At 47.2% G+C, this 20,591-nt stretch carries 15 protein-coding genes, 1 other RNA gene and 1 pseudogene; 2 read left to right on the plus strand and 15 right to left on the minus strand.

The window, feature by feature from the left end:
- Positions 1-23: 23 nt before the first annotated feature.
- The 9 genes from pflB to AC3G3F_RS08440 all read right to left on the minus strand — a co-directional run bounded on the left by pflB (position 24) and on the right by AC3G3F_RS08440 (position 13,020).
- Complete coding sequence (gene pflB / locus AC3G3F_RS08400; RefSeq protein WP_023246609.1) at positions 24-2,318, minus strand: formate C-acetyltransferase; 2,295 nt, start codon at positions 2,316-2,318, stop codon at positions 24-26.
- A gap of 33 nt (positions 2,319-2,351) precedes the next feature.
- Positions 2,352-3,560, minus strand: coding sequence for a propionate kinase (gene tdcD, locus AC3G3F_RS08405; RefSeq protein WP_053529415.1), 1,209 nt, complete (start codon positions 3,558-3,560; stop codon positions 2,352-2,354).
- Between the two features lie 66 nt (positions 3,561-3,626).
- On the minus strand, positions 3,627-4,958 hold the full coding sequence (gene tdcC / locus AC3G3F_RS08410; protein WP_488394790.1) for a threonine/serine transporter TdcC: 1,332 nt from the start codon (positions 4,956-4,958) through the stop codon (positions 3,627-3,629).
- A 20-nt stretch (positions 4,959-4,978) separates the two neighbouring features.
- The gene (gene tdcB / locus AC3G3F_RS08415) at positions 4,979-5,968 is read right to left on the minus strand and encodes a bifunctional threonine ammonia-lyase/L-serine ammonia-lyase TdcB (protein ID WP_000548368.1); all 990 of its coding nucleotides are present in this window, start codon (positions 5,966-5,968) and stop codon (positions 4,979-4,981) included.
- Between the two features lie 97 nt (positions 5,969-6,065).
- The gene (tdcA, locus tag AC3G3F_RS08420) at positions 6,066-7,004 is read right to left on the minus strand and encodes a transcriptional regulator TdcA (RefSeq protein WP_023246612.1); all 939 of its coding nucleotides are present in this window, start codon (positions 7,002-7,004) and stop codon (positions 6,066-6,068) included.
- Between the two features lie 783 nt (positions 7,005-7,787).
- The gene (locus AC3G3F_RS08425) at positions 7,788-8,993 is read right to left on the minus strand and encodes a fimbrial protein (protein ID WP_023246613.1); all 1,206 of its coding nucleotides are present in this window, start codon (positions 8,991-8,993) and stop codon (positions 7,788-7,790) included.
- 76 nt (positions 8,994-9,069) lie between these two features.
- Positions 9,070-11,631 carry a fimbria/pilus outer membrane usher protein gene (locus AC3G3F_RS08430; protein ID WP_232471732.1) on the minus strand — a complete coding sequence of 854 codons (2,562 nt, stop codon included), beginning with the start codon at positions 11,629-11,631 and terminating at the stop codon, positions 9,070-9,072.
- A gap of 75 nt (positions 11,632-11,706) precedes the next feature.
- Entirely contained in the window at positions 11,707-12,408 is a 702-nt protein-coding gene (locus AC3G3F_RS08435) for a fimbrial biogenesis chaperone (protein ID WP_023246615.1), read from the minus strand.
- A gap of 66 nt (positions 12,409-12,474) precedes the next feature.
- Entirely contained in the window at positions 12,475-13,020 is a 546-nt protein-coding gene (locus AC3G3F_RS08440) for a fimbrial protein (protein ID WP_023246616.1), read from the minus strand.
- A 1,015-nt stretch (positions 13,021-14,035) separates the two neighbouring features.
- Between AC3G3F_RS08440 and AC3G3F_RS08445 the strand changes: the two genes are divergently transcribed.
- Positions 14,036-14,566 carry a helix-turn-helix transcriptional regulator gene (locus AC3G3F_RS08445; RefSeq protein WP_088733694.1) on the plus strand — a complete coding sequence of 177 codons (531 nt, stop codon included), beginning with the start codon at positions 14,036-14,038 and terminating at the stop codon, positions 14,564-14,566.
- A 56-nt stretch (positions 14,567-14,622) separates the two neighbouring features.
- Here AC3G3F_RS08445 and AC3G3F_RS08450 read toward each other — a convergent pair whose 3' ends face one another.
- The 6 genes and pseudogenes from AC3G3F_RS08450 to garL all read right to left on the minus strand — a co-directional run bounded on the left by AC3G3F_RS08450 (position 14,623) and on the right by garL (position 18,475).
- Positions 14,623-15,105, minus strand: coding sequence for a hypothetical protein (locus AC3G3F_RS08450; RefSeq protein WP_023246618.1), 483 nt, complete (start codon positions 15,103-15,105; stop codon positions 14,623-14,625).
- Positions 15,098-15,862 (minus strand): winged helix-turn-helix domain-containing protein, encoded by a 765-nt coding sequence (locus tag AC3G3F_RS08455; protein WP_170245740.1) that lies wholly within the window; start codon positions 15,860-15,862, stop codon positions 15,098-15,100. Before AC3G3F_RS08455 ends, AC3G3F_RS08450 begins: the two co-directional genes overlap by 8 nt.
- 385 nt (positions 15,863-16,247) lie before the next feature.
- Positions 16,248-16,622: RNase P RNA component class A (gene rnpB / locus AC3G3F_RS08460), an RNA gene on the minus strand.
- 32 nt (positions 16,623-16,654) lie between these two features.
- Positions 16,655-16,787 (minus strand): annotated as a pseudogene (locus tag AC3G3F_RS08465) (glycerate 2-kinase); the annotation flags it as partial.
- A gap of 1 nt (position 16,788) precedes the next feature.
- On the minus strand, positions 16,789-17,697 hold the full coding sequence (garR, locus tag AC3G3F_RS08470) for a 2-hydroxy-3-oxopropionate reductase (protein ID WP_227005396.1): 909 nt from the start codon (positions 17,695-17,697) through the stop codon (positions 16,789-16,791).
- 7 nt (positions 17,698-17,704) lie between these two features.
- The gene (garL, locus tag AC3G3F_RS08475; RefSeq protein ID WP_088733692.1) at positions 17,705-18,475 is read right to left on the minus strand and encodes a 2-dehydro-3-deoxyglucarate aldolase; all 771 of its coding nucleotides are present in this window, start codon (positions 18,473-18,475) and stop codon (positions 17,705-17,707) included.
- Between the two features lie 532 nt (positions 18,476-19,007).
- Between garL and garD the strand changes: the two genes are divergently transcribed.
- Positions 19,008-20,579 carry a galactarate dehydratase gene (garD, locus tag AC3G3F_RS08480; RefSeq protein ID WP_488394795.1) on the plus strand — a complete coding sequence of 524 codons (1,572 nt, stop codon included), beginning with the start codon at positions 19,008-19,010 and terminating at the stop codon, positions 20,577-20,579.
- The last annotated feature ends 12 nt before the right edge of the window (positions 20,580-20,591 follow it).

Raw genomic sequence — 20,591 nt, forward strand, 5'->3', positions numbered from 1 at the left:
TCCACACGATCGCCCCGCTCACGTTACATCGCCTGAGTAAAGGTGCGCGAAATAACGTCCTGTTGCTGCTCACGAGTCAGCGCATTGAAACGCACGGCATAGCCAGAAACGCGGATCGTCAGGTTCGGATAGTTTTCCGGATGTTCAATCGCATCCAGCAACATGTCACGGTTCATTACATTGACGTTCAGATGCTGCCCGCCTTCCACCTGTGCTTCATGATGGAAATAGCCGTCCAGCAGGCCGACCAGATTGGTTTTCCGCACCGCATCTTCTTTCCCGAGCGCCGCAGGCACAATCGAGAAGGTGTATGAAATACCGTCTTTGGCGTAGGTAAACGGCAGTTTCGCCACCGACGTCAGCGAGGCCACCGCCCCTTTACGGTCACGACCGTGCATCGGGTTCGCCCCCGGCGCGAACGGCGTTCCGGCGCGACGTCCATCCGGCGTATTGCCGGTCTTCTGCCCGTACACGACGTTCGAGGTGATGGTCAAAATGGACTGCGTCGGCACCGCATTGCGATACGTCGGCAACACGCTAATTTTTTGCATAAAGCGTTTCACCAGGTCGCAGGCAATGCTGTCCACGCGCTCATCGTTATTACCATACTGCGGATACTCGCCTTCAATAGCGAAGTCGATGGCAAGGCCGTTTTCATCGCGAATCGGCTTCACCTGAGCATACCTGATGGCGGACAGGGAATCCGCCGCCACCGACAGTCCGGCGATGCCGCACGCCATCGTCCGATACACATCGCGGTCGTGCAGCGCCATCAGCGAGGCTTCATAGCTATACTTATCGTGCATGTAGTGAATGATGTTCAGCGCGCTGATGTACTGCACCGCCAGCCAGTCCATAAAATGGTCGAGGCTCTCCATTACCGTGTCGTAATTCAGCACCTCATCCATTAACGGCGCGGTTTTCGGCCCAACCTGGATTTTCAGTTTCTCGTCAACGCCGCCATTGATAGCGTACAGCAACGTTTTGGCAAGGTTGGCGCGCGCGCCGAAGAACTGCATCTGCTTACCGATGACCATCGGACTGACGCAACAAGCGATGGCGTAATCGTCGCTGTTAAAGTCGGTACGCATTAAATCGTCGTTTTCATACTGCAAAGATGAGGTCACGATGGAGACCTGCGCAGCATATTTTTTGAATGCCACCGGTAGCGCTTCAGACCACAGTATGGTCAGGTTCGGCTCCGGCGCTGGCCCCATCGTGTGCAGGGTATGCAGATAACGGAAGGCGTTCTTCGTCACCAGCGTGCGGCCATCAAGCCCCATCCCGCCAATAACTTCGGTGGCCCAGATCGGATCGCCGGAAAAGAGCGAGTCAAATTCCGGCGTGCGCAGGAAGCGCACCATACGGATCTTCATGATGAAATGGTCGATCAGCTCCTGCGCCTGCTGCTCTGTCAGGAGGCCCGCATTGAAATCGCGCTCAATGTAGATATCAAGGAACGACGCGGTTCGCCCCAACGACATTGCACCGCCATTTTGCGATTTTACCGCCGCCAGATAGGCAAAGTAGAGCCACTGTACCGCTTCCTGCGCGTTTCGCGCCGGACGGGAGATATCGTAGCCGTATTTCGCCGCCATCTCCTGCATTTGCAGCAACGCGCGACGGTGCTCCGCCAGCTCCTCACGCAGGCGAATCGTCGCCTCAAGATTCTGTCCCCACTCCAGATTCGACTGCAGGTCGGCGAATTGCAGCTCGCGTTCGCGCACCAGATAACGGATGCCATACAGCGCGACGCGGCGATAATCGCCAATAATGCGCCCGCGACCATAACCATCCGGCAAACCGGTTAATACACCGGATTTACGGCAGCGCAGCATATCCGGCGAGTAAACATCGAATACGCCCTGATTATGGGTTTTCCGCAGGTCGGTAAAGGTATATTCAAAATCGGCGTCCATTTCGCGGCCATAGGCATGGAATGAACTTTTGATCATATTAACGCCGCCAAACGGATGCAAAGCGCGTTTAAGCGGCTTATCCGTTTGTAAACCGACGATTTTTTCCAGCTCTTTTTCAATATATCCCGCATCGTGGGCGGTAATTGTCGTCGCGATGTTGGTATCGAAATCCACCGGTGCATGGGTCGCGTTCTCGATACGTATTCCCGCCATCACCTTTTCCCACAACGCCGTGGTCGCTGGCGTCGCATCGGCGAGAAAAGACTCATCCCCCTCATAAGGCGTATAGTTATGCTGAATAAAATCACGGACATTAATTTCTTCTTTCCAGTCCGTACCTTTAAAATCACGCCATGCTTCGGCATACAGCATATCGCTGGTATCGATATTTACCTTCATGAAAAATAATCTCTCTACAGAACAACTGTTAAGTTATGCAAATTCCACTGGTGCTTTCACGTTGCCTAAATGAATGGCATCAAGGGCAATCATTTTCTCTTCATTTGTGGGAATAACAGCGCAAATAACCTGAGAAGGGTTACCGGAAATAATACGCTCGCCGTGATAATTCGGCTGCTTATTCATTTCAACGTCTAACGTAAGCCCCAGTACGCGCAGATGTTCAATCACCAACTGGCGAATTAATACTGAATTTTCACCAATACCGCCGGTAAAAATAATGCCATCCAGCCGATGTAACGATGCCGCGTGTCCGGCAATATGACGGGCGATACGGTGGACAAACGTTTTTATCGCTAACCGGGCGCGCTCATGTCCTTCGTGCCAGGCTTTTTCCAGGATTCTAAGGTCGGATGACAAACCGGATATGCCGAGCAAACCGGACTCTTTATTCACCACTCGCTCCAGATCGCTCAACGTCTGCCCGGTTTCTTTGGCTATCCACGCCATCGCGCCGAAATCAACGTCGCCGCTGCGAGTGCCCATCATCAGCCCCTCCAGCGGCGTCATCCCCATTGAGGTATCCACGCTCTGACCATTGCGTACCGCGCAGATAGACGCCCCATTGCCCAAATGCGCGACAATCAGACCCGAGTTTTTTTCATCGAGGTCAAGTAGTTCATAGGCGCGCCGCGAAACATAGCGATGCGACGTACCGTGAAAGCCGTAGCGCCGCACGCCCAGGCTGGAAAAATATTCCCACGGTAATCCGTACAAATAGGCTTCCGGCGCCAGCGTCTGGTGGAAACTGGTATCAAATACCGCCACCTGTCGCACGCCCGGGAAAAGGTGCCGCGCCGCGTCAATACCGCTTAAATTAGCGTAATTATGCAGCGGCGCTAAAGGCGATACCCGACGAATATTATCGATAACCTCATCGGTAATAATTACGGACTGTGTAAATAGCTCTCCACCGTGCGCGATACGGTGGCCAATTAATGCCACGCTATCCGTTAAATCACGTTTTTCCAGCTCAAAGGCAATGGCTTTTAACGCGTCCTCATAATTAGGGTGCGCGAGGTTTATCGGCTTATCGCCATTAATAGATAAAAAGGCGTTTTCAGTATTAATTCCATCTGCTATTCCCGCCATTAAAACATCACAGGTAGCGACATCCAGTACAGAGAATTTAATAGAAGATGATCCGCAATTAATGACCAGAACGACCGGAAATTCATTCATGTAGTGACTCCGTCGATGTCAACCTGCGTCCACGCCCTATGGCGGAACGCAGGCTGAACGAGAGGATTAGAACAATTTGTAGACGATATTCAGGATGGTCAGCAGACCAATCAGGGTGACGAACACGTTATCCAGACGACCACGGTACTTCGCCAGCGACGGCGCTTTACGAATGGCGTACATCGGCAGCAGACATAACAGTGAGGCGATAATCGGCGCGCCCATCGCTTCAATCAGATCCAGAATGTTCGGATTTGCATAAGCCACAACCCAGGTAGACCCCATAATGAAGATCATGCTGATGGTGTTAAGCTTGCCCATGGAGACTTTGGTTTTATCGCCTTTATAACCGAACTTCAGCACCAGGCCGTTCAACCCTTCCAGCGTCCCCAAATAGTGACCGAAGAAAGATTTGAAGATAGCAACCAGCGCAATGATAGACGCGCCATACTCCAGCACCGTTGCAAAAGTGGATTTTGTCCCCGACAAAGAGGCGAAATGGTTGGCCAGGTAGGAAAGCACTGGAATGTTCTGCGCTTTCGCATCCGCCATGTTCTGCGGGGAGAGCGTAAACAGGCAGCTAAAGGCGAAGAACATCACCACGGCGACCATCAGCATACTGGCGCGAGAGATGATCTGTGAACATTTACGTTCGGTAAAGTCGCGACCAAACTCTTTCTCATACTCTTCACGCTTAGACACCACGAACGAAGAGACGATGGGCGAGAAGTTAAAGGAGAACACCATGATAGAAATTCCCAGCCACACCGTAACCAGTATGCCATCGTGCCCGGTCAACGCGATATTGCTGAGATTAACCTGATCGATAACCGCCGAGTTCCAGTAAGGAATCAGCGATAATGAGATTAGCACCAGGCTGGCGATAAACGGCCATACCAGGTAACTCATCACCTTAACCATCAGATCTTTACCAAACCAGATCACAAAAGCCATCAGCAGCAGCAAGAACAGCGCCACGAAGCCGCGGTTCAACGCTGGCATCTGCAACTGGTTTTTCCAAAACGTCATGAACGTGTTAGTAATGGTGACGCCATAAATCCACAGCAGCGGACAAATCGCAAAGAAGTAAAGGAACGTGATAACTACCCCGCCCGTTTTACCAAAGTGCTCTTCGACCGTTTCCGTAATATTGCCGGACGGATTAGACCCGGATAAACACAGACGCGCCAGCGCCCGGTGACAATAGAACGCAATGGGGTAAGCTAAAACCAGCATCAGCAGAATGGGGATAAGCCCGCCAAACCCGGCGCGGATAGGGAAAAACAGCACCCCGGCGCCAATGGCGGTACCAAATAAACCCAGTGTCCACGTAGTGTCCGATTTACGCCATGACGACTGTTTTGTCTGGCTGGATACAATGCTATCAGTAGTACTCATATCCTATCCTCACGAAAAGATTAAGCGTCAACTAAACCCGTAATTTGTGATACACGAGAAAGATCGATATTACCGCCAGAAATAATACTGACCGTTTTTCTGTTCTGAATATGGCTATCTAACTTTCCGCTTAATAATGCTGCGCAAGCCAGAGCGCCAGCGCCTTCAGTAATAACCTTATTGCGCTGAATTAAAGCGATCATACTGTTACGAATTTCATCTTCGCTAACCAGGACAATGTCATCGACTAATTCACGTACGATTTCATAGGTTAAATTACCCGGGCGGGAGACATCACAACCATCCGCCAGGGTGCCGGTCGTTCGGTGCGTGGTTATTTCGCCAGCGTAATAAGACGCCGCCATACCGTGAACATTTTCGGCCTGCACGCCGATAACTTTAATGGTGGGGTTAATCGATTTAATCGCAATGGCAATACCTGCAATTAAACCGCCACCGCCAATAGGCACGATGACATTATCGACATCGTACAGATCTTCCATAATTTCCAGACCAATAGTGCCCTGTCCGGCAATGACTTTTGGATCGTCGTAAGGCGGAATAAAAATGCGGCCTTCGGTTTCGACAATTTCACTCACCTTAGCAATGGTGTCATTGAAGTTGTCGCCGTGGAGCACCACTTCCGCCGAATAATCACAGGTGGCCGCCACTTTAGACTTTGGCGCGCCCTTCGGCATCACGACTTTGCCGTCAATACCAAGCATTGCACAAGAAAGAGAAACGCCCTGTGCATGATTACCTGCGGAACAGGCCACGACGCCTTTACGTTTTTCAGCCTCCGTTAACGAGCTAAGTTTGTTAAAAGCGCCACGAATTTTAAATGAACCCGTACGCTGCATATTTTCAAACTTGAGAAATATTTCGCCTTTGCAGCGTTCACTAAAATAGTTAGAGCGAGGCATTCCCGTTTTATATATCTTCCCCGCTAGTCTTTTTTTCGCTTCGAGGATATCTTCAATTGCAACCGGGAGATCGTATGTAATGTGCATTATAACCTCTTAACCTGGGTATTAAAAATAAGTTACTGTTGCCCACTGTTCAAAAAAGACAGGTGGCGTCAATTTCGCTAAATATGTTTATTCCATATCATTCAATTTCTATTAACTGCCTGCGCCTGTATCCATTATATGATGAATATTGCTTAGCCAATTCCACTAATACTGAAGCGGCTTTTTTTATACGATAATTTTTAGACCATACTGCCGCATAACGTGCGACGGGTAACGTGTCTTTTATTGGTATGGTGATAAATTGATTAGAGCCAAAAGGCGTGGTCATATCGCAGGGAATAACAGTTAAGAAATCAGCATTGAGAACAAGATTATATATCGTGACGACGGAATCTGTTTTAACAATGTTTTCGATGCTGATGCCATTTCGTTGTAGAGTGGTGAGTAATTCGCTGTAGTAGCCCATATTCGTTTGCGGCAACACCCACTGTTCGTCTTTTAACGATTCCAGTGTGATGGTGCCGATGCATGTTCGGGACTTGCTGGCTACCAGGACAAACTCTGACTCAAACAGCGGCTCGACATGCAGATCCTGTAGCTGCATTTCATTACTGAGCGTACCGATAGCAAAGTCCAGCCGCCCGTCGCGCAGGGCCGGCAGGAATGAAGAGAGTTGGGCTTCGTACATGGATACCTGCGCTTTTGGAAATACCTCTTTGAACTTATGAATCATATCGGACATGAAGGTAAAGCCAATCAGCGAAGGAAAGCCAAACGAGACGTCAACGACGGTATTGCACGTCATACTGTTCATCTCGTTGATCATGTTTTTCATTTCGCGGGTGATAGATTCAGACCAGGAAAGCAGCACCTGTCCCGCTTCGGTCAACGTAACGCCGGTATTTTTACGTACAATTAACTCAACGCCAAAATAGGCCTCAACGTCGCTAATGATTTTACTGACGGCGGGCTGGGTTAACCCTAACGATTTTGCGGCAGACCCGATAGAACCACTTCTAATGACTTCCTGAAAGACCACCAAATGCTGTGTTTTAGGGAGAACAAGAGTATTCATATCTACCGCTCTGAAATAACATTGTGAACGGCAGGAAGTGTAGCAAATTAAATCTTAAAGGTTATGTGCGACTACTCACAAATTAACTTACCACAATCTTTATAAGGTCTTCATAAAATAAATAAAACCTCTTATTTCAATAAGTTACAAAAATAAACCAGTAGTTTAGTCTGATTTCAATCAAAAAATATGGCCGGGATAACAATATATTATGGCGATAACCAACTAATTCCCCCCCCTATTTTCAGCATCCCATGAAGACGATATTTCAATCAATTACGGGACATTTTATAGGCAATTTCAGCGTTAAATTTAAAGCACAATTTATCAAATTTAAGTATAAATCAGGAGTAAATGCGCTTAAAAAGCGTTACGTATCACATTTTTTTACCTTAGTTGTTTTCAAATAAACATTTAATAAAAATTTAACCAAAATATTTCATACATTTAATTTTCATTTACAACAAATCATTTACACTGATTTTCTACTGTTTTTCAGCGTGTAATTTTGTGAAAGAAATCGATTGCTTTTTATTTATCTTGAAAAAATAACCAGCAGAAGTCTTTTGTGCTTCACATCACAGAACAGGAAATTGCTTTTGGTCGGTAACGAGTAAGTGCAAGAAGAAAACGAGCGTAACGTGTAACACCTGAAGCTTAAAGCGCTCGGTTTTTCACCTACAGTGGGCAAAAAACCGGCTTTAAGGAAAAAAATGAATAATGATGATCTGGAGAAAGGAGACTTCTATTTCCCCAGTCTCTATTATGTTGGGAGATGATTTATCAATAATAAGAAATAGTAAAAGTCACTTTTCCATCAGCACGTCCGGGCGTAATGATACCATCCGTCTGGATGTAACGTGCATACAAGGGAACGCTAACGTTACTTCGCCCGTCCCGGGGTAGTGTTAATATTTGCGCCACACTTAAATTAAACGGTACCGGCGCACCATCTCCCCATCCCAGTTGAATACCCACGCCGGAAGCCGATGAAGGAGCCGAGGTATCGATACTCATTATGCCATTTGCGCTATCAACGATGGCGGTATTCGGCGAAAAGTAAGCGCCAATAGTATTACTGGTCGGCGCAGGGATATGACTTGCCCCTCCCTGATCCCAGTTAAATAGCTGCGCCGTGTTCGATGCATCATAAAAGCCGTAAAAAGCAGGGCAGTTTTTTAACTCCAGATTTGTTTTTATCCATCCCGTTGTTGAACCTACGCCATCAAAATCCTGATTAGCATCATAGCTTCCCATCGGAACGATAATATCCGGCGTAGTACATGTTTGTGCTGTGATATTTATACTGCCGCTAAATTCCAGAATATTTGAAACGACAGGAAGACCGGGTATTGCTGGATAACCAGGGGCATTATCATAGTAGATCATTGCGGTCGGAAGGCTGGATGCATTTAAAGCATAGCTACCGGGATAAATCGGCCCGATCTTTATTAAAGAGAGGTATCGAGTGCTACCATAAATCATATGACTCATATACCTACTGTTCATCGTAAGCTGGCGTATCCCACCGTTCGCATAAGGTGCGCTTTGGCTAACCGCATTAGCACCATCGGAAATAATAACGCCGATACCGGGGATCGTCGTATTATAGACTTTACCATCATATTGCGCGGTGTTAGCTAATGTCATAGGCGCGGACTGAATGCCCAGATTATAAGTATAGTTAACGGTTTCCGGTGGTCTTGTACTGGTACAAAGGAGATGATACATCCCTGGATCTCCACCATACCAGGCTCCCCGATAGATAATGCTGCCGACCGGAATATCAATACCCGCCGAAATATTAATAGGCGCTAATGGTATGGTATCTCTTCTTGGTAAGGACGCATCATAAGGCGCGCAGGTCACTTGCGCCTGTACTACACCACTACCAAGAATTAATACGAAAAAGACAATCCATTGCAGACTGCTGTAAGCCTTCCATAAGGAAATACGAAATTTCCTTTTTAATTTCTCTTTAATATCCATCGCCATTTTCTGCTTAAATAGTGACATTCGCATAATATGTGGTTCCGACCTGCCTACCACACCAGTTTCTGCCGAACTACTCACACAACCTGTTGAATTGTTGAAGTAAGGGGGCAGTTCGCCCTGCCGCAACTGGCATTAATTGGTAACTTACCTGGCACTGAATGGGCTGCGTCTCTGTCCATTTCACCTGTAGCCGATCGTGGTCGCGGGTAACACGGGTATATATCTGTCCGCCTTGTCCCGTACTGCCAACCCTATTTCCCTGGCTATCCAATACCTCGGCGCCGAAGGGAACCGGTTCGCCTTTCCAGGTGACGTTAATAAGTACAGCAGTACCTTGCCGGGTGTCGTATTTCATTTTTACTACCGCACCTGAATAGGGAGCGCTTTTCTGATTAGTGCTCTCCAGTTCTGTCTGTGCCGGGATCCCTTTTGGATCGATACTGATATCATTCATCTGGTAAGGGTTAAGATAAGGTACTACCGCATAACCGTGAGAATCGATTCGTACTCCCGGATAAGAAGAAACTTTCGCGCCTTCCGCGCCTTTTGCCTCTACCAGCGCAAATGTGTCTGAGGTATAAGGCGTGAATGTTAACCCGCCGGAATGACCCACGACCGTACCGCTCATCCCGGCAGAGGCGCTCCGGTAGCTTTTGCCGGTGCTGGCTGACGCCATCAGCGAACTACTTACACTACGGTAGTTGCCGCTGAGCGTGCCGCTCGTTCCAACATTCTGATTAACATGCATTGCGGTTACGCCGTAGCTGAACTGGCTCTCCTCGCCACTCACCCCGGAAAGGGTGACCTGCTGGCCTGTTCTACCACTGGTATCATGCGTCAAATCGGCTCTCAATCGCGGCGTAGCCACTCGGTCATCACGTCCTAACGGCAGGCTGAAGCTCACCAGGTAATTGGTCTGCTGCGCTCCCAGGCTTGAGAAACTTCTCGCCGCGCTGATCCCCCATGTCAGTTGTTTGTATTGATTGTTGTAACCTAACTGAAATTGTTCATCCGTTCCCGCTTTGTTCCAGTAGTTCTGAACAGAACCGTTCAGATACAATTGCCCCCACCGTTCGGGTAAGCCCTGCCCGTACGTCAATGTCATTCGGTTTTTGGCACGCCATATCGCATTTGAAGAAAAACCGCGTTGCAGAGCATCGCGTGTCTGCATGGCCGTCATAAAATCCATATAGCCATCGGTTGAAAAGCGATAGGCCGCCAGTGAAATGTTGCTGTTAATTTCCCGAATAAGCTTGCTGTAGCTAACCTGGTAGCTTTGTCCACTGCGGGTGTTATTACGCCACTCCTCTTCCCCCAGTCGGGCATGGGCCTGGGTAATATCAAACGATACGGCACCAACAGGCGTACCAACTGCCGCTCCAAGCTGAACTGCATAATAATTCTGGCTGAATTGCGCTCCTCCATAGCCCGTTAAGGCGTTCGTCAGACCATGCTGCCACGTCGCCTGATACACCATCGGCTTCTCCCGGACATTATCGTTACGCAACTTTCCGGCGGTGATGGCATAACGTGAAGATCCAGGGCGTAGTAATTGGGCAACTGAAGCGTAAGGCACGTTAAACCGTTGTTCCGTACCGTCTGCCTCACGCACAGTGACGTTAAGATCGCCGCCATAACCGGTTGGGTAGAGATCATTAATTAAAAATACCCCGGGCGTCACCGTGGTCTCGTACAAAACCAGCTCTCCCTGACGAACGGTCACTCTGGCGTTAGTACGCGCAATCCCCTGAATCTCCGGGGCATAGCCACGTAGCGACTCTGGCAACATGCGTTCATCCGTAACCATCTGCACGCCAGAAAAAGGTAGCGTATCGAACAGATCCCCATTGGTATTAGATTGACCAATCAACATTCGGGCTTTTAAGAGCGGAACATCATGCTGAAGATAGGTATTGATAGTACCGTAGCTGTCTGGTCCATTATTTGTACTGCTGTATGAGCCATTGTGACGCAGATACCATGAGCCAATATTTAGCCCCGCGTTTATACCGGCATATAATGAATTAAATTGCTGATTTTTCATTTCACTGTGATATCCATTTATGTTATATCCCAGTAACAGCGCGGGTATACCGCTATCCCATAATTGCGGACTCACCGTTCCTCTGGCTACCTTCAACATATAGAGCTGTGGAATGACAATATCCAGCCGTTGCTCATTACTATCATAATTAACTTTCGCTTCTGGCAGATATTGTTGAAGATCAATACAGCCTTCGACGTTACTCTGGTTAAAAAAATTGTCCGGTAGTTTGTCATAATTAAAGGTAATGCTTTTCAGTACCTCTGTAGACAAACAGGGGTAAATAGATTTGTCATTTCTGGCTCGAAGCTCAATATCTTTTTTATTGATGAACTGATCATTTACATACATCGCTGTTTTATAAACGCCAGGTATTCCGGACGAACCATAAGCAAAACGACTTAGATCGACTGTTTTTTCATCATCGGTATTCAGGAAAGTAGGATCAAACGCTACCGTTTTCATGGTCTGGCTTATCGCTGCGTTTGAGTCTTCAGCCCGTAGAATCCCCAGAATAGATGTTGAAAATATCGCTATTGCCAACGGCGGATATTTTTTCCGAAAGCCTAACTGAATATATTTAGACATAAAAAGCCTTTTTGCTGATTTTATAAGCAGTAATAAAATAAGCATTAATTTAATCAGGGAAGCGTAATATCCGGATCATTTAATATCAGCAGAGAATGCATTCACAGCACCATAATCATTGACAAATGCACCGCTAATTTTACTACCCGCATTTCCAGGAATATTCACCATGATTGAACGGCGTGGGGGAACCATCACACCTGCAATTTTATTATTGTTCACTACCAGTCTGGCAAAGCTTACATAAAAGGGTGTCGGGTTCGTCGCTTCCAGATGAGTGCCTTTCGCCTGCCAGATAATGGATTTCACTGCGTCATTAGCGCTTCCCTGCAATCCTGCCGGACGAAAGAACAGCTTAATACGACTACGAAAGGCTACCTGTAGCGTATTCTGGTCTGCTTTTGCCTGATTTATACCCGGTATTTCCAGTACGTTTAGCCAGAAGACAGACTCTCTGTCTACAGGAAGACTGACACCGGTATAGCTAATCCGTAGCGTCTGGCCTTTTCCGGCATCAACTCGATTTATGGGTGGCGTCAAAACAAAAGGGACTTTAATCGCCGACGGGCGTGCATTCTGATCGCCACTATCAATCCAGCTTTGCAGTAAGATCGGCGCCGAACCGTTATTCATGATCTTAACGCTAATTTCATTATTGTCAGATGGATAGATAATACGCGTACCGCTAATTACTGCACTAGCTAACGCATTTTCACTAAAAATTGTCAGTACTATAAATACAACACTATGAATAAATACACGCGCCGAAAATTTCATGGATTCTCCTGGCGTTGAATAATAGGGGGAAATTTTCCCCCTCTTCTTAGCGCAACGTTAAACGTTTCATTGATACTGAATGGAATAAACTACGTTACTGCCAACAGTACCGGCAGTAGTTTCATCCTCCGCATAATAGCGGACGGTATAGGGTAAATTAGCGGTGCCGCTGCTGACATTAACGTATGTATTGCCCGTCGTCTGGTTCGTATTACCAACGTGGATTACGGACTGAGATGAACTGGAAGCGTCCAATAACTGGAGGCTGACGTTCGTTGCATTTCCCGTCATGTTCTTCAGCCGACCATTAACCAGATCGACAGATGTACCTGATTCGAAAAACGCAGAGGCGGTTTGCAGGGTATTGGCACAGTTATTCAACGCCATAACAAAGCCTGTTTCACCCGCTGTTTTCGTGGCGGCATCCAGTTGGCTGGTACTCACGGTAGGTAAAACAACGGTTGCATCCGCCCCCTGCCCATCCACAGAGACATCACAGGTATTTGCTGTCAGCTCACCACTAAAGGTAATAGTTCCTGTGGAAGCCGCCTGTACTAATCCTGTCATGCAAAAAAGGCTTGTCAGCGATATAATGCGATTTAGGTTTTTCATCTTTTTTCCTTCTTATTGCTTTTTAATAAAGCCATTCTAATTCTCCCGACTTAAAATGGCGCATTCGTTATCAACAGGTCATTAATATGGTTAGGTTTACTAAAAAATATTTCCTTCAACGAGCATAGAAAATAAAACTTACTTCTCTCGGTTATAAACCACCTATTAAAGCGTAGCGGTGAATGCATGTTGTACATCGCCGTCAAACTCATGCGCAAACCATTTTGATACATACTAATAACACCAAACACAAAAAGAAATCATGGTTTGCTTAAATATAAGTTTAAGAAAAAACCCATTACAAAATAATATAAGAGTAGCTACAAACATCATATACAGGCATGAAAATTTGCTTTTTCAGAATATCTCTCTATTTCTTAACGATAAACGCCATGCCATTTCACAAAACTGCTGTCATATCATATGTTATTTAAGACGATATAAGACTCCGTACCAGCATGGTTTATCATTTTTCCGCTTTAGCGGTGAGTGCATAATCTCCACAATAGTGCGGTTGTATATATAAAAGGTAAGAATTTTCGGTAGATTACACCTTCCGATAAATTATTTCACAAATGATTTTAGAAGAAGCCTAAGCCGTTACTTCTCTTTACATCGCTGACATCACGCATTACGTCACTGGAATGCCTTTGCCTGCCATTTATATTGTTCGGCGTCTTATTAAGGGATGGTATCAGCCAGTTAAGACGAGTATTACCCTACTTAACCGGAATAACTTAGACAGTTCACCCAAAAAACCAATAAAATTTAGCATATTAATCTAAATTCAAGGTTAAGCTCATTTCACTTGATGGCCACGTATAAATACCGAAAACTATTTGTCGGTAGCTCCGCCAGGTTATCGCTATAGTGGAAAAGAATGGGTATTAAGGCACCGGCTAAAATAGCCTCTCATTGGGTATACGTATGGCATAATGCGCCATCCCGATAAACCGATAAATGGCGGTTCCTATTTTATATTAAAACAGAAACTCCGGGAAAGGAATTGATCGACATGGCTGTATACGTTGTGAGCAATAACCTTTATTTACAAGAAGGTATGACTGCGTTGATTCGTAGCACAGGGACTAAAGTGATAAAGGCAGGCATACATGATTTACCTTTTGATCTTCTCAGCTTTGAGGATATTATTATTCTTCACCTTAGCCCCGACAGTAAAAACTACGCAAGAATTATTTCCTCACTAAATCGATTAACGAAGTTAATGGTGGTACAAACATCGATGAATCTATTATGTTGCTATGCCGATCACATCATTAATGCAAAAGATTCGTTATCTAATCTAAAACAGGCAACGCTTAATTTATTAAAAACCATCAAAAGTAAAATTAATGATGGTCCATTGCTCAGTCGTATTGAAAATATTATAATCAATTATGCTCTTGCAGGGAAAAGCGTTAATGCCATTGCGCATATTTTAAAATTACCGCCAAAGAGAGTATATGATTATCGCAGTCGGGCGTGCAAAAGGCTGGGTGGAAAAAAAATTCACGACCTTTTGCTGATACAAGAAATTTTCAACTAAGATATTAATGGTTGCTGGTATACACATTTTATCGAGGGAAATGTGTATACCAGCATTTATTTTGCACAGTAAAAAAGTGGCCTCCCCCCGGTAGAAAAAATAAAACCACCAGCTCCTTGATTTTGAATAGAATAGTTGACACTTTTATCAGGAAAAACGTAGAAATCTGGCAAAATCTTCGCCATTGTATCTGAGGGTAACGTTTCCAGGATACGGTACTTATTAACCTTTGTAGATATCAATTGATAAATATCGTGATTTTCTCTCCAACTATATTCAATATCTCGCCTGATTTTCCCTTTTAATTTATCATTCTCATAATAGTTACCGCTAACAGCTACAATCCCCTTTTTATCTTCCAGTGAATAAATAAAATTGAGTTGAATATCTGAGCGTGATTGATTATAGAAAACGATCAGTGAGGAACGGCATTCTTCTTTGTCCAGAATCTTTGTCGTATAATAACTATATGATGCGTACACTAACACCCCGGTAAGCAGAGAAGCAATACTGAAAGTAACACGTTTTTTATTATTCATTGTTTGTCTCGCGAAAAGAAAGAGTAACGCATTGCATAGGGGATGTGTTAGTATATTTTTTAGAGCATGCAAGCATTGACAAACCCGGCGATGTGGTTGAGAGCGGAAAATAGATCCATGGATATTTTTTATAGCTTACCCCTGAGCTAAGAAGTAGTCTTTTAAAATGCTTAAATTCGCTTTGCTCGTTATGAGTTTCATCTTTTATAAAAAAATTATAGCCTTTATCTTTATCTACTAATTTATAATCTGCATAAAAACTTTTTGTACTATCGGCATTCCATAAATAGTATCCTCCTGCCGCACCAACCCAAAATGCCAGCAAAATAAAACAGATAGTTCGGACATCGTAACTTGTTAAAAAATTATATTTTTCTTGCTTTTCAGGCTGCGTTTTCACCACAGGGCATTTTGCTGTCGAACTCAAATCCGTTTCGTTTTCGATATCGGGATGGGTAACATCAGATGTACTTTGGCTGGCATCAATTATCCTGAACTCACTATCTACACATGTAATCTCAACGTCTTTATCAATTTGAAATCCTTTTCGCGGTATTGTATTGACGACGGGAGCCTCCGTCTGACCGACATTACGTAACCCTCGGCGGACAATAGAAATATTCTGATAAAGTGTATTTGCCGGAACAATGATTCCATCGTCCTCCCAAACGGTTTTATAAAATTGTCGCTGAGTGACAATGTCTGGATGAGACTCAAGCAAAAGTAACAAACAACGGCAGGCGGGTGCCGTAAGCACAACCTCAACATCCTGATTATTCAGGGAAACTAATTTTTTATTGTCGGGTAAGAAAACAATATACCGATTTATAATCCAATGCATACTTTCATTTGTTACGTGCAAGCGTCCCGAAAATCTTACCGGGCCTCATTAAATAGGGGAGAAAGATTCTAACGTTAAATGGAGGAAGCGGAAAACAATAATTAAAATAAATTTAAGTTATTTCTTACACAACAATTGTTTAACAAAAACATTAATCAATTTTCGGGAAATATTAACGTGATAATACTGGTTACCGTGTTTTACTTCCCTGCCGGATGGCGACACTAACGTCTTATCAAACCTACATGCCTGACTCCACAGGCCTGATAAGCAAAAACCCGCCGAAGCGGGTTTTATGAAGAGGTGAAACTGACCGATAAGCCGGGTTCTGTCGTGGACAGTCATTCATCTAGGCCAGCAATCGCTCACTGGCTCAAGCAGCCTACCCGGGTTCAGTACGGGCCGTACCTTATGAACCCCTATTTGGCCTTGCTCCGGGTGGAGTTTACCGTGCCACGGACTGTTACCAGCCGCGCGGTGCGCTCTTACCGCACCCTTTCACCCTTACCTGATCCCACTTGCGTGGGCCATCGGCGGTTTGCTCTCTGTTGCACTGGTCGTGGGTTTCCCCCCCAGGCGTTACCTGGCACCCTGCCCTATGGAGCCCGGACTTTCCTCCCCTCCGCCCGTCTCCCCGAAAGGACGACGACGAAGCGGCGACTGTCTGGTCAGCTTCGGCGCGAAGTATAGAGGGTTCGCGCAACTTTGTCACCCTGCGCTGCGCATTCCTATCGCCAGAGCAGCAGCAACATTTCTGGAGGCCCGATAAATATTGTTAAAATCCCCCCCGAAAAACCTCCTCCAGCATCACAATGCGCGTGAGTATGCTAAAGACCGCATCGTTAGCGAGTGACTTCCACTTTTGCCAGTTTTTCGTAGTAGCACACCAAAGCGCTATGGTCGTCATTACCGTGTCCATCCGCGCGTAACGCCTGCATCATCTTCATAACGGCGGCGGTCAGCGGTAGCTGCGCGCCAACGCCGTGGGAGGTATCCAGCGCATTCGCCAGATCTTTAATGTGCAGATCGATACGGAAACCCGGTGTAAAGTTTCTGTCCATGACCATCGGCGTTTTCGCATCCAGTACCGTACTGCCAGCCAAACCGCCACGAATCGCCTGATAGACCAGATCCGGATTGACACCAGCTTTAGTCGCCAGCGTCAGCGCTTCAGACATGGCGGCGATATTCAGCGCCACAATCACCTGGTTAGCCAGTTTCGTGACGTTGCCTGCGCCGATATCGCCGGTATGCACCACGGAACCGGCCATCGCTTTCATCAGGTCGTAGTATTTGTCGAAAATCGCTTTGTCGCCGCCGACCATGACGGACAGCGTGCCGTCGATGGCTTTGGGTTCCCCGCCGCTGACCGGCGCATCCAGCATTGCAATGCCTTTTGCTTTCAGGGCTTCGCTGATCTCACGGCTTGCCAGCGGCGCGATAGAACTCATATCAATCAATACGGCTCCCGGCTTCGCGCCTTCGATGATACCGTTCTCGCCCAGCGCAACCTCTTTCACATGCGGAGAGTTAGGCAGCATCGTGATGATGACGTCGCACTGTTCAGCGGTCGCCTTCGCCGTAGAAGCTGTTTCCGCGCCTGCGGCGATTACGTCGGCAATCGCTTCAGGATTACGATCGGACACCACCAGCGAGTACCCTGCTTTCAACAAGTTTTTGCTCATGGGCTTACCCATGATGCCTAAGCCAATAAAGCCAACTTTCATCGTCATAACGTTCTCTCTTTCCATACCGGGATTATTTTTTAAAGGTGTCGGCAAGCTTCTGCGTGCCGGCGCGGAATACGCCTAAATCGCTGCCAACAGCGACAAAGGTCGCGCCCCATTCCAGATAACAGCGGGCATCCGCCTCTACCGGCGCCAGAATGCCGCACGGTTTACCGTGCGCTTTGGCGCGGGCAAAAATATGCTGAATCGTCTGTTGCACGTCAGGGTGAGAGGCATTGCCGAGATGACCCAGCGCGGCGGCCAGATCGCTGGGGCCGACAAAAATGCCATCAACGCCTTCCGTTGCGGCGATGGCATCAACGTTGTCGACACCCAACTGGCTTTCGATTTGAACAATAATGGTGATGTTTTTGTTCGACTGCGCAAAGTAATCAGGCACCGTGCCGAACATGTTGGCGCGGTGAGAAACAGAGACGCCGCGAATGCCTTCCGGCGGGTAGCGCGTCGAGGCGACGGCGCGAGCCGCTTCCTCTTGCGTTTCAACAAAGGGGAGCAGGAAGTTATAAAACCCGATATCCAGCATCCGTTTGATAATGACCGGTTCATTGGTCGGCACACGTACCACAGGCGCGCTGGCGCTGCCTTTCAATGCCATTAACTGCGGAATTAAGGTGGTCACATCGTTCGGCGCATGTTCGCCATCCAGCACCAGCCAGTCAAATCCCGCCAGACCGAGAACTTCGGTGGTGATTGGGTTTGCCAGTGCAGACCAGCAGCCAATCTGCACCTGTTGCGACGCCAGCGCCGCTTTAAACTTATTCGGGAAAATAGCGTTATTCATCGCTTATACCTTCGCTTATTTCTTTAATTCTCTACCTATGATGTCGCCGCCATGACTTATAGCAGCGACAATAAAAATGCTTATCTGAAAATAAGAATGAGTCTCCAGATTCTATTTCTAGTGTGGTAACACATCCTGTAGCACAATATACCGCCCCAATATCTTTATCGTTTTTTATTATTATCATGGCATTTTCAAATAACTCGTCAGATACACTGAATTCGCTATTCAGTATAAACAGCATATGGCGGATAATCATTGTGCAAATGCTCATTAAGAAGGGGGCGCTTAACGCTTATTTTTGAGCATACGCCCATGATACTGGGCGCTAATGCACACATTTACGCTTTCCCTGGCCTACATAAAAAATTTCATAATTTGCGGTGACCTGGATCACATTCTTATATTTATACTCCTGTCATTCTTATTTCATTAGGCATGAACTTTATTTCTTATATTGAGATTTAACGATTAAACCATAACCAAAATAGATAATCCTTTTTCTATCATCCAGGCTGGAGAATGCTGAACAATGGCCAATATCGAAATTCGCCAGGAATCGTCATCGGCGTTTTATATAAAAGTACACGAAACCGATAATGTCGCAATTATTGTTAATCACCACGGTCTTAAAGCCGGAACACGTTTTTCGGATGGACTGGAACTGACTGAACATATTCCGCAAGGCCATAAAGTCTCTCTGACGGATATCCCCGCTCACGACGAAATCGTCCGTTACGGCGAAGTCATCGGGTATGCGGTACGTGACATCCCACGCGGAAGCTGGATCGACGAGTCGCTGGTTGAACTGCCAAAAGCGCCGTCGCTGAATACGCTGCCGCTGGCGACCAAAGTGCCAGAACCACTGCCGCTGCTGGAAGGTTACACGTTTGAGGGCTATCGTAACGCCGATGGCAGCGTCGGCACCAAAAATCTGCTTGGCATTACCACCAGCGTGCACTGTGTGGCGGGCGTGGTCGAGTATGTGGTGAAAGTGATTGAGCGCGATCTCCTGCCCAAATACCCGAATGTCGATGGCGTTGTAGGGCTAAACCATCTGTACGGCTGCGGCGTGGCAATCAACGCGCCGGCGGCGGTCGTGCCGATTCGCACGATTCATAATATCGCGCTCAACCCCAATTTTGGCGGCGAAGTGATGCTGATTGGCCTCGGTTGCGAAAAACTGCAACCGGAACGACTGCTGGAAGGCACCGAGGATGTCCCCGCCATCGCCGTCGAAAGCGCCAGTATTGTGCGTTTACAGGACGAACAGCATGTCGGCTTTAAAGCAATGGTCGATGATATTTTGCAGGTCGCCGAACGCCATCTGACGAGACTGAACCAACGCCAGCGCGAAACCTGCCCGGCTTCCGAGCTGGTCGTCGGAATGCAGTGCGGCGGCAGCGATGCGTTTTCCGGCGTCACGGCAAACCCGGCGGTGGGTTACGCTTCCGATCTGCTGGTACGCTGCGGCGCGACCGTCATGTTCTCAGAGGTTACCGAAGTGCGCGATGCCATTCATCTTCTGACGCCGCGCGCCATCAACGAAGCCGTGGGTAAACGTCTGCTGGATGAGATGGTCTGGTACGATAATTACCTTGATATGGGGAAAACCGATCGCAGCGCTAACCCGTCCCCTGGCAACAAAAAAGGTGGCCTGGCGAATGTGGTGGAAAAAGCGCTGGGCTCTATCGCTAAATCCGGTCAGAGCGCCATTGTGGAGGTATTGTCGCCAGGCCAGCGCCCCACCAAACACGGCCTGATTTACGCCGCGACGCCCGCCAGCGATTTCGTCTGCGGCACGCAGCAGGTCGCTTCCGGCATTACCGTACAGGTCTTTACCACCGGACGCGGCACGCCGTACGGGCTGATGGCAGTGCCGGTGATTAAAATGGCGACGCGTACCGAGCTGGCGAACCGCTGGTATGACTTAATGGATATCAATGCAGGCACCATCGCCACGGGTGAAGAGACAATCGAAGATGTGGGCTGGAAGCTGTTTCACTTTATTCTCGATGTCGCCAGTGGTCGGAAAAAGACTTTTTCGGATCAATGGGGCTTACATAACCAACTGGCGGTATTTAACCCGGCGCCAGTGACCTGATCCAGACGATGC

It is taken from the genome of Salmonella sp. FC25216, assembly GCF_057751355.1.